This is a genomic window from Spirochaeta thermophila DSM 6578 (genome assembly GCF_000184345.1).
GTDB lineage: Bacteria > Spirochaetota > Spirochaetia > Winmispirales > Winmispiraceae > Winmispira > Winmispira thermophila.
In genome coordinates this window covers 525,498-536,766 of the sequence record NC_017583.1, presented here as the reverse complement: position 1 = coordinate 536,766, position 11,269 = coordinate 525,498, and the positions used below count along the sequence as shown (strand labels likewise).

9 protein-coding genes and 1 tRNA gene are annotated in these 11,269 nt (G+C 58.5%); 6 read left to right on the top strand and 4 right to left on the bottom strand.

The genetic code is table 11. The features are described from left to right. Nucleotides 1-15 precede the first annotated feature (15 nt). Entirely contained in the window at nt 16-1,035 is a 1,020-nt protein-coding gene (locus SPITH_RS02230; RefSeq protein WP_014624124.1) for a Gfo/Idh/MocA family protein, read from the top strand. Nucleotides 1,036-1,116: 81 nt separating this feature from the next. Here SPITH_RS02230 and SPITH_RS02225 read toward each other — a convergent pair whose 3' ends face one another. Further along, complete coding sequence (locus tag SPITH_RS02225; RefSeq protein WP_014624123.1) at nt 1,117-3,765, bottom strand: valine--tRNA ligase; 2,649 nt, start codon at nt 3,763-3,765, stop codon at nt 1,117-1,119. 148 nt (nt 3,766-3,913) lie between these two features. Beyond that, complete coding sequence (locus SPITH_RS02220) at nt 3,914-5,086, bottom strand: ISNCY family transposase (protein WP_014624122.1); 1,173 nt, start codon at nt 5,084-5,086, stop codon at nt 3,914-3,916. A gap of 173 nt (nt 5,087-5,259) precedes the next feature. Here SPITH_RS02220 and SPITH_RS02215 point away from each other — a divergent pair, with 173 nt between their 5' ends. The 5 genes from SPITH_RS02215 (at nt 5,260) to SPITH_RS02195 (ending at nt 10,347) form a co-directional block, all read left to right on the top strand. Beyond that, a complete protein-coding gene (locus SPITH_RS02215) occupies nt 5,260-6,642 on the top strand; it encodes a hypothetical protein (RefSeq protein WP_014624121.1) in 1,383 nt (460 codons plus the stop codon). A 202-nt stretch (nt 6,643-6,844) separates the two neighbouring features. Continuing rightward, a complete protein-coding gene (locus SPITH_RS02210; protein WP_014624120.1) occupies nt 6,845-8,167 on the top strand; it encodes a transposase in 1,323 nt (440 codons plus the stop codon). A gap of 508 nt (nt 8,168-8,675) precedes the next feature. Continuing rightward, nucleotides 8,676-8,749: transfer RNA gene (locus SPITH_RS02205), tRNA-Ile, on the top strand. A 142-nt stretch (nt 8,750-8,891) separates the two neighbouring features. Then, entirely contained in the window at nt 8,892-9,866 is a 975-nt protein-coding gene (locus SPITH_RS02200) for an acetylxylan esterase (RefSeq protein ID WP_014624118.1), read from the top strand. 22 nt (nt 9,867-9,888) lie between these two features. After that, complete coding sequence (locus tag SPITH_RS02195) at nt 9,889-10,347, top strand: arsenate reductase ArsC (protein WP_014624117.1); 459 nt, start codon at nt 9,889-9,891, stop codon at nt 10,345-10,347. A 43-nt stretch (nt 10,348-10,390) separates the two neighbouring features. Here SPITH_RS02195 and rd read toward each other — a convergent pair whose 3' ends face one another. Beyond that, nucleotides 10,391-10,555: a rubredoxin gene (gene rd, locus SPITH_RS02190; RefSeq protein WP_014624116.1), complete on the bottom strand. Its 165-nt coding sequence runs from the start codon at nt 10,553-10,555 to the stop codon at nt 10,391-10,393. 91 nt (nt 10,556-10,646) lie between these two features. Next, complete coding sequence (gene rbr / locus SPITH_RS02185) at nt 10,647-11,222, bottom strand: rubrerythrin (RefSeq protein ID WP_014624115.1); 576 nt, start codon at nt 11,220-11,222, stop codon at nt 10,647-10,649. Nucleotides 11,223-11,269: the final 47 nt, after the last annotated feature.

Below are 11,269 nucleotides of genomic sequence, written 5' to 3'. Positions count from 1 at the left end.
GGGGAGGAGGCGTATATGCACATGGAACACGACGACTTTCAACCCGTCCGCTGGGGCGTGCTGGGCGTGTCGGGTCACTACAGGCTCCGCGTCCACAATCCCATGGACGACCTGGAGAACGAGGGGGTGGTGGAACGCATCGCCATCGCTTCGAGGGACTTCCACCGGGCAAAGCTCGCAGCCGTGGAGCTGGGATTCAGGAAGGCCTACGAATCCTACGAGGACCTGCTCGCCGATCCGGAGGTGGAGGCGGTCTACATCCCCCTTCCCAACACCATGCACGCAGAGTACGTGAAGAAGGCCGCCGATGCGGGCAAGCACATACTCTGTGAAAAGCCCTTCACCATGTCCACGAAGGAGACCGAAGAGGCCATCACGTACGCACTCGACAAGGGGGTGCTCGTCATGGAGGCCTTCATGTACCGGCTCCACCCCCAATGGCAGCACGCAAAGCGCCTGGTATCGGCAGGCGAGATCGGGGAGATCCAGAACATCCACGTCTTCTTCTCCTACCACAACCCCGATCCCTCCAACATCCGCAACCGCAAGGAACTGGGCGGGGGCGCCATCCCCGACATAGGGTGCTATGCGGTCTCCTCCAGCAGGTTCCTCATGGGGAGGGAGCCGGAGCGGGTCGTGGCCCTCATCCAGCGCGATCCTGAGCTGGAAGTGGATATCCTCTCCTCGGGCATCCTCGACTTCGGCGGACCGCGGGCCGTCTTCACGGTGGGGACCCGCGCCTTCCCCCGGCAGCAGGTCCAGGTCTACGGCTCGCGGGGGTATCTCTCCATCGAGATCCCGTTCAACATGTACCCGGACGTACCGGCAAAGGTCACTGTCCAGACGAGCGTGGGCACGAGGGTGGTGGAGACCGAGGCCATCGACCAGTACGGCCTCGAGTTCACGGCCTTCTCCCTCGCCGTGAGGGGTGCGATGCCGCTCCCCATTCCGCCCGAGGACGCCATCGCCAACCAGAAGGTGCTCGACGCCCTCTTCCGCTCCGAGAAGAGCGGGACGTGGGAGAAGGTCACCTGAAGCCTTCTGGTCGCAGTACCCCTTAAGAAGGCATGAAAAAAGAGGGAGGTCATTGCCTCCCTCTTTTACATCCCGGTGGAATCAGCCCTTGAGCAGGGCCTCGTACTCTCGGAGTTTGGCGATCTGTTCAGCGAGGTCCCTCTGCTTTGCCCGCTCACCCTCCACCACCTGGGGGTGGGCCTTCTCCACGAAGTGCGGGTTGGCGAGCTTCTTCTCCACCTTGTCGAGCACCCCTTGGAGCTTGGCGATCTTCTTTTCAAGGCGCGCGATCTCCTTCGGCACGTCGATGAGGTCGCGTACGTACGAGTAGACTTCGAACCCCTTGCCCACCACCACCACCGCTCCGGCCCGAAGAGGCGGCTCCTGCTGTATCGAGAGATCCTCGACGTTCATGAGGAGCTTCATGAGTGCCTCGTGAGCCCGGAGGTATTCAAGGAGACCTGCATCCTCACATCGCACCACCACCCTGAACTTCACCGACGGTGGAATGGTGAACTGGCTCCTCAACGATCGCACCCCTCGCACCACTTCCTGGAGCACGGTATAGGAGGCCTCGGCTGCAGGGTCCTCCCACTCCTTCCTCGGCTCGGGAAACGAGGCGAGGATGAGCAGCCCCTCGGTGGTGGGGAGTTTCTGGTAGAGCTCTTCCGTAACAAACGGGAGAAACGGATGCAACAGCTTGAGCGCCTGCTCGAGCACGAAGAGCAGCAGGGAGACGATACGATCCTTCTCCTGCTCGTCATCTCCGTTGAGCGAGAGCTTGGCGCTCTCGATGTACCAGTCACAGAAGTCGCTCCAGAAGAACTCATACGCGGTCTGAGCCGCCTCGTTGAACCGGTAGGTCTCGAGTGCATCACTCACCGCGGCGGCCGCACGATTGAGGCGGTGGAGAATCCAGCGGTCAATATCGGTCTTCTCTATCTTTTCAAAAGGAATGAGTCTTCTCCCCTCAAGGTTCATGAGGATGAAGCGCGAGGCATTCCATATCTTGTTGGCAAAGTGGGCCCCCACCTGGAAGGTGTCTTTGTCGAGGAGCACGTCCTGTCCCTGAGCGGCGAGGAAGGCGAGGGTGAACCTGAGGGCGTCGGCGCCGTACACATTCACGATCTCGAGCGGGTCGATGCCGTTCCCGAGGGACTTGGACATCTTCCGGCCTTGCTTGTCACGGACGAGACCGGTGATGTAGATGTCGCGGAACGGCACCTCGTGCATGAACTCGAGGCTCGCCATGATCATACGGGCCACCCAGAAGAAGATGATGTCGTAGGCGGTCACCAGGGTGGTGGTGGGGAAAAACCGCTTGAGATCCTCGGTCTCCTCAGGCCAGCCCAACGTGGAGAAGGGCCAAAGCCACGAGGAGAACCAGGTATCGAGCACATCCTCGTCCTGCCTGATGTTGGTGCTGCCGCACGAGGTACAGGCGGTGGGATCCTCCCTGAGGACCATCTGCGCCCCGCAGTCGTCGCAGTACCATACCGGGATCCTGTGTCCCCACCAGAGTTGTCGGCTTATACACCAGTCACGGATGTTCCTCAGCCAGTGGGTATAGGTGTTCTCCCATTTCCTGGGGAAGAACTGGATCTTTCCTTCTTCCCAGGCCTTGAGGGCCTTCTGGGCCATGGTGTCCATCCGCACGAACCACTGTTCCGAGAGGTAGGGTTCTACCGGCACGTGCGTACGGTAGCAGTGTCCCACCTGATGCACGTGGGGCTCCTCCTTCACGAGGAGGCCGAGACTCTTGAGGTCATCCACCACCCGGGCCCGGGCCTCTTCGCGCGAGAGCCCCCGGTATTTCTCGGGCACGTGCTCGTTGAGCGTGGCATCGGGGTTGAAGATATTGATGAACTCGAGATTGTGTCGCCTCCCTATCTCGAAGTCGTTGAAGTCGTGCGCAGGGGTGATCTTCACCACCCCGGTGCCGAACTCAGGGTCCACGTACTCGTCGGCGATCACCTTCACCTTTCGGTTCACCAGCGGGACGATCACCTCCTTCCCCACCAGGTGCCGATATCGCTCGTCCCCGGGGTGGACCGCCACCGCGGTATCACCCAGCATGGTCTCAGGCCGGGTGGTGGCGATCATCACCTTCTCGTCGCTGTCGGCCACCGGGTAGAGGATGTAGTAGAGCCTCCCCTGGACTTCTCGGTACTCCACCTCGTCATCTGCGAGGGCGGTCTTGAGCCCCGGAGACCAGTTCACGAGATAGGTACCCCGGTAGATGAGCCCCTTCTCGTAGAGGGAGACGAACACCTCCCTCACTGCTTTGGAGAGCCCCTCATCGAGGGTGAACCGTTCCCGTGACCAGTCGCAGGAGGCTCCTATCTTCTTGAGCTGATTGATGATGATCTTCTTATGTTCGAGGGCGTGCTGCCAGGTGATTTCCACGAACTTCTCCCGCCCGAGCGAGCGCGGATCCACTCCCTGGGACCACAGCTTTCGCTCCACCACACTCTGCGTCGCGATTCCCGCGTGGTCGGTACCGGGGATCCAGAGCGTGGGCTCTCCCTTCATCCTGTGGTAACGGATGAGGATGTCTTGCAGGGAATTGTTGAGCCCATGGCCCATATGGAGTACACCGGTCACGTTCGGCGGAGGGATGACGATGACGAAGGGCTTCCCTACACCTTCTCTCGGCATGAAGGCACCGTGGTCCATCCAGGTGGCATAGATGCGTTCTTCGAACTCCTTGGGGTTGTACACCTTCTCCAGCAGCACTTCCTTCTGCTTCATCATCTGCTCCTTCGACCTGCGTAGTGGGAGGTATGGTACCAGAATCGAGCTTCCCTCGCAAGGCGTAAGTCTTCACGATGTCAAGACTCGATAAAAATGTCACCCTTTTTAACTCAGTTAAAATGTCACCCCCTGGGTAGTATTCTCTTCATCCTGCCCGCTGTTTGGTGCGCCGTGCAGGAGTTACCCGCTCATACTTCAACTCCCTATTCTCATGGAACAGGGAGATCGTTTCATCCAGGTATTTTCGAACCAGGACCTTCTGTTTCGGCCGAGGAAGGAAGCCTTTGTCGTTCTTGATCTGCAGCACCTGCCTCTCATAGTAGATTGTGTAATCGTTTTGTACGACTCGATTCGCTTCAAAGCAAAAGATCTCTTTCAGCTTCGTTTCTTTGGTACATCGCACATGCACGTCCTGCGAGTCTTCCGCTTCTACCGCAAAGCGTTCGTTGAACTGAGGCAGGAACGTCTCCCACAAGTACCGGTTCGCCTCCTCGATCGTACAAATCCCCGCAAGACGCAGTTCCTTCACCAACCGATCCTGCAGAATCCCGTTCCGCCGTTCCACCCGCCCTTTCGCTTGCGGCGAATACGCACTCACGATCTGTACCCCCAGTTTGTCGCACGCCCGCTCGAATGCGGTTTTCGGCTCTTTGCCCGCCAACTGTTCCTCCAGCGTCGGTTCCCGCAGCGTCTTGTAGGCGTTTTTCAAGTCACAGTACAGACTCATCGGGATCCCATACTGCTCCACCCAGCCCCACAGCAGCTGCATCGCCGCAGCGCTCGTCTCCTGTTCACTGAACCGCGCATACGTGATCCCCGTCGCATCATCCACCATCACCATCAAGCAACAGGCACTGCGCCGTCCTTCAAACCAATCATGCGGGGACCCGTCAAACTGAACCAGCTCCCCAAAACAGGCCCGCCATTTCCTCCGGCTTCGGTACGGCTTCCTCCTCTTCTTCCTCGCCCAGATTCCTTCCTCCAGCAGCCACCTGCGTAGCGTCTCGTGATCCACCTCAAGACCTTCCTTCGCCAACTGCTCGCTCGCAAACGTCGGCCCAAAATCCCCGTACCTCTCCCGATACCTACTCACCACCCTCTGCCGAAACTCCTCCTCCTTCCGATTCCCCGACGGTTTGCCTCGGTTCCCATGCCGCAATCCCGCGATCCCCCCTTCCCGGAGCCTCTTCTTCCACCGCTGCACCTGCCGTTTGCTCACCCCTAAGATCTGCGCTACCTGCTCGTTCGTCAGACCTTGGCTTTCCATCTTCCCCAACACTTCCGCTCGTTTTAATTCCTTTAGACTCATCTCGATCATCCCCCCATTCTCTCAGGGGGTGACATTTTTATCGAGTCCTAGGGGTGACATTATTACTGAGTTTCAACAGGGCGGGGATCATGGGGGCATTTTCCCGGGAGAGGTAGTGACAGAGGGTTTTAAATCTGATAAAAAAGCTAATAAATCAATGCTCTGCCGATGAGGAGGGTGTGATGCTTCGTAATCTGCTTCAACGTAAGGAGCTTCTGTTTTTCTGCGTCGTTCTTCCTTCGTGTGTCGTCTTCGCGGGGGAACCGGTGGAGACGGATCTTTCCCTTTCCATTGAGGCTTCTGCAACGGCGGGATACGACCTCGATGGTGGGGAATTCGGTATCAAGAATGTGGTGGAGACGACCATCGTTGCCAGGGTATGGAATCGAAAAGAATACCCCGTGGAGGGGGGATATGGGGAAATCTCTTATTGGGATTATCCTCCCGAGGATGCTTTCATCTTCAGGGTGACTACTCAGATTCAACAGGGGGATGCGGAATATTCCTATGAGGTCCCCTACGTGTACGCAAAAGTCCGCTATGGCTCGTTTTTTCTCGATGTGTCTTCGGCTTACGCAGGCGTGGACTATGCGTACCTGGACAATCTGTTGGATCACGTGCTCCTCGACGAGCCGTACCTTTATGTGGATGGGTATGTCGACAACCCCGGGGTCGCTGCGGGTGTCTCAGCCGGTACCTACTATGCGACTCTTTCCTTTTCAACACCCCATGATTGGGACGAGGGTACAGGTACCGGCGCGAACGAGGACAACGCGGGCTTTGTGTCTCTCGAGGGAGGCGTGGATGTGAGCGGGATATGGATTACCGGAGTGGGAGGGTTCGCGTTTGGAAACGGGGGCAAACCCGTAGGCGCTGAGGGGAATCCGGTTGCGACAGGTGTTCTGATCTACACACTCACCCCTCTGAACGATGTCTTTACCATACGTCCCTCTTTCGGTGCCGATGTGAGGATCGAGGGCGAGAATGGAGGAGTGGGAGGTGTCGTAGAGATCTCGGGAGCGTTCAATGTGCTTTGGCCCGGGGTTGTGACCAACACCTATGATCCCGACGATGATGTAGAGCTGTTCGGCAAGGAGGAAGATGTCGAATCGGGAATCGGTCTGACGGTGGCCTACCTTATGGGTCTGGGAAGGTCTGACGAGCCCGATACGTATTTTGTCAAACTCTCCCTCTATGAGCCGGAAGAGGAGGTTCCGGGCCTTCTCGAAGGGGTGGGAATGGCTCTGGTGGGAGAATTGCTTGGGAGTCCTTCCGAGGATCTTTTCGCTGCCTCACAAGCGGTCCTCGCTACCGAGGTATGGACCCGTTTGGGGATCTTCGTCCCTCGAATGGGGGTTGTGCAGGTGTACGGTGGGGATGAACTCGATAGTCTCTCCTTCCTCGTCTCCTCTCTGCTCGAAGTGTTCCCTTCCGTAGAAATCTCTCTCGAGTATCGATCCGGCAACCTGCTTCTCAAGGAAGGGGTTGACAGCGGAGAGCTCTATGGGGTTTCTCCTACAGCGCGTCTCGGTCTCGTAACCGCGGAGGTGACAGTGTCATTCTAGCAGAGCCTTTTGCGCTGTTTTCACGCAACGATAGGTAAAGAAATTACAAGCGGGTGGGGATTTATTTTACCCCAAAAAAGCGGTCCACAGGTGCGATAGAAGGGGAAAACGAGGTCGGAGTTGAAAAATTGACCCCAAAAAAGAGGGCCCCCGGGTTTTTCCATGATAGAATCATGGTAGCAGAAAACCGACGGAGGGGCCCATGGCAAGTATAGCACAGAAATCACTTTTTTGCTGGCACGATGTAGAAGCATTGGGGGATTTACATCGGCTTCGGCTGGTGTTGGAGAACCTGCCGGATGAGGAACTGATGCAGCAGCTGGAACAGAGGCGGGGGAGAGGCCGGAATGAGTATCCGGTACGGGCGATGTGGAACTCGCTCGTTGCGGGGATAGTGTTTCAGCACCCGAGCATCGAGCAGCTACGCCGGGAGCTCTTGCGGAACGGGCAACTGAGGGACCTGTGTGGATGTGATCCTACCCGGGGAAGCGATGCGGTACCCAGTGCCAGCGCGTACAGCCGGTTTCTTTCCACCTTGAGGAAGCGGAGTATCCGGGAAGCACTGGTAAGGGTGTTTACCAGCCCGGTGGATCAGTGCTACCGGGAGCTGCCTGGATTTGGGCGGCGGCTGGGAGCCGATGGGAAGGGGATAGCAAGCGTTGCCCGTCGAAGGGGGAAGGGTGCCGGAGACCGGCGAGGGGAGCACGATGCGGACTGGGGGTGTCATGAGTATGTGTATCAGAATGAACGGGGGGAGGTACAGAAGTCGGTAAAGAAATGGTTCGGGTTTACGGTGCACCTCCTTGCGGATACAGCGTATGAACTGCCGGTGGCCTTTACGGTGAGTCGGGCCTCAAAGCACGAGGTGCCGGTGATGCGAAAGCTGATTCGGTCCCTGGATCGCCATAGGCCGCATATACTCAAGGCGGCGGAAGTGTTCACGGCCGACCGGGGCTATGATGATGGCACGTTGATAGATCTGTTGTGGCACGAGCACCGGATCAAACCGGTCATCGATATTCGCAACCTGTGGAAAGATGGAGAGGAGACGAAGCTGGTGGCAGGGACACCGAACGTGGTGTATGACTACCAGGGGACGGTGAGTTGTGTCTGTATGGCCACGGGGACGCAGCGGGAGATGGCCTACCGGGGATTTGAAGAGAAGCGGGGCACGTTGAAGTACGGCTGTCCTGCGGTGCACTATGGGTATGAGTGTGCAGGCAAAGCCTCCTGTCCTCTGGCCTCCTGTATTCGGATCCCCCTCTCCACGGACCGCAGAGTCTTCACGCCTCTCGCCCGGTCTTCGTATCGGTGGAAGCGGGAGTATGCCAAGCGAACGGCCTTGGAGCGGATCCACAGCCGGCTGGATCGAAGCTTTAGCCTGGAACTCCACACGATCCGGGGGCAGGAGAAACTGTCGGTTCACCTTACGCTGGTGTTTTCTGTCATGAGTGCCCTTGCCCTGGGACGAGTGCGAGAGAACCAGCCGAACCAGATGCGCTCCCTGGTCAGGCCTGCGGCCTAACGAGCGGTCTTACCGAAACCGATCCCCCGTATCCACGTTCCCTTGAGGAATCCTGAGGGAAGGTGTGTCCAGTTCGGATACAGAACCGCCGTGGTGGAGTGAACGCGAGCAAACCATCGTGCATAGTGTACCGTTCTGAGTACTATTCCGGATGAGAATACGGTAACGTTGACACCCTAAGCAGACATTACAGCGCGTTGTTGCCCAGGATTCCCGTTGGGTTACTAAAAAAAGCAGTACAGCGCAAAAGGCTCTTCAACACTCCCCCTTGACAGTGCCGAGTTGGGCCTCCACTTGCTTCATCAGATCAGAGAGGGTATACTGTGTATCAATCAGTGTGCGTGTGTTACCACGCTTCATGGGGTATCTCCTCCTTCTTTCAGAGGTTTGGTGGTGGGAGATACCCCTTATCTTTTTTCCCCGCCTTTTTCAACACTCGATGTTACAGTCCCCCATGATCCCCGCCCTTGACAAAACGACGCTTTTCGGCACATCTTTTACATGCTCCGGGCCTATAGCTCAGTTGGTTAGAGCAGCTGACTCATAATCAGCGGGTCGCAGGTTCAAGTCCTGCTGGGCCCATCCCTTCCCCACGTGGCCCCCGAAAGGGGGCTTTTTCATGTTCCCATGGAAAAAAAGAGCCCCCGGAAATCGTCGTCCCTCGCTACACAGAAGCCTCCTCACGCGGTATCCTTCTCCTAGATGCACCAGCTAAGGAGGCGCTATGGCGTTCTACGACCTTCCACTCGAACAACTCCTCACCTATGATCCAGGAGAAGAGGAGCCAAAGGACTTCATGACCTTCTGGGAATCCACCCTCGAGGAAAAGGCTCCTGAGGGAGGGAAAATCCTCTCCATGGAGGAACGACCGGACTTCCACCTCCAGGTCTTCCGTGTCTTCGATCTTGCCTTCTCGGGGTACGGGGGACAGCCTGTGAGGGCCTGGTATATCCTTCCGAAGGATGCGAGGGGCCCCCTTCCCTGCGTGGTGGAGTACATCGGCTACGGGGGAGGAAGGGGCTATCCCTACCACTGGCTCACCTTTGCCTCTGCCGGGTATGCCTACCTCGTGATGGACACGCGGGGACAGGGGAGCAGCTGGATCCATGGGGACACCCCCGATCTTCCTGACGAGGGGGCCAATCCCTCCCGCCCGGGCTTCATGACCCAGGGCATCCTCTCGAGAGAGACCTACTACTACCGCAGACTCATGGCCGATGCCGCGTGCGCAGTGGAGGCGGCCGCCCGCCTCGAGGAGGTCGATCCGGACAGGATCGCCGTCACGGGGGGAAGCCAGGGCGGAGGCCTCGCCCTCGCCGCGGCCGGACTCTCCAGCCGCGTGGCCCTCTGCCTCCCCGACGTACCCTTCCTCTGCCACTACCGTCGTGCCGTCACGATCACCGACCGGGATCCTTACTCCGAGATCAGGGACTTCCTCAAGGTGCACCGCCACCGCGAGGAGCAGGTGCTCACCACCCTCTCCTACTTCGACGGCATCCACTTCGCCTCGCATGCCCGGGCCCGTGGCTACTTCTCGGTGGCCCTCATGGACACCATCTGTCCGCCGAGTACGGTCTTCGCCGCCTACAACCGGTACGCGGGTCCCAAGGAAATCGAGGTGTACACCTACAACGATCACGAAGGCGGCCAGCAGCACCACCTTCACAAGAAGCTCGCATTTCTGAGAAAATACCTGTGAAAAAACACAGGAGAGGGGAATCATGCCCGAGAAAAAAGAAAAGATCTCCGTCCTCGTCCTCTGCACCGGCAACTCCTGTCGGAGTCAGATGGCCGAAGCCTGGATACGCCACTTCCACGGTGATCGTATCACGGTCTACTCGGCGGGGATCGAGGCGCACGGCCTCAACCCCTATGCGGTAAAGGTGATGGAGGAGGCGGGAGTCCCGCTTTCGGGACATGCGAGCAAGACCATAGACGAGCTCCCGGTGAAGGAATTCGACTACGTCATCACGGTGTGCGACCATGCGAGGGAGGCGTGTCCCTATTTCCCGGCGCGGGTGAAGGTCCTCCATCGCGGATTCGACGATCCCCCCTCCCTCACCAGGGACGAGACCGACGAGGAGAGGCGCCTTGCGGTGTACCGCAGGGTGAGGGATGAGATACGGGAGTTCGCCCGCACCCTGCCGGCCTTTCTGGGCCTCTCCGACCAGGGAGCGTAAGACATAAGAAGGGGCTGCGCGCGCAGCCCCTTCTTTTTCCGGCTCACTCCTCGTAGGGAGAGAAGTCCTCCTTGGGCGCACCACACATGGGGCACACCCAGTCGTCGGGGAGATCCTCGAAGGCGGTTCCGGGAGCCACTCCGCCGTCCGGATCCCCCTCGGCGGGATCGTAGATATACCCGCACACATCGCACACGTATTTCTTCATCGCGTCACTCCTTGGTGGAGAGTTTCACGGCGCATCCTGCGCCGCCCTGTGCTCATCCTAGCCCATACAAGGCCGTGCTTCCAGACACCGCTCACCAGTTCTCGCCCAGAAGCTCGAAATAGGCCTGAGGATGAGCGCAGGCGGGACACTGCTTCGGCGCCTCCTCGGCCTCCATGATGTAGCCGCAGTTGATACACCGCCACATGACCGGCTTTTCCCGCTTGAAGACCCTTCCCTTCTCGATGTTCTCGAGGAGCGCCCTGTAGCGCTTCTCGTGTTGTTTCTCGGCCACGCTCACGTGTTCGAAGAGCTTCGCGATACCCTCGAACCCCTCCTCCCTCGCCACCCGGGCGAACTCGGGGTACATGGACGACCACTCGTGGTGCTCTCCCTCGGCTGCCATCCTCAGGTTCTCCATGGTGCTGCCGATCTTGCCGGCAGGATAGGAGGCAGTGATCTCCACCTCCCCTCCCTCGAGAAAGGAGAAGAACCGCTTGGCGTGTTCCTTCTCCTGATTGGCCGTCTCCTCGAAGATGAGGGCGATCTGCACATACCCCTCCTTCTTCGCCTGGCTCGCGAAGTAGGTGTAGCGCATCCTCGCCTGGGACTCTCCGGCGAATGCGATGAGCAGGTTCTTCTCGGTCAGGGTTCCTCTCACGCTCTTCATACACCCTCCTGAAATCGGTTGTAGTGTGTAGGATGTGTCACTATGTA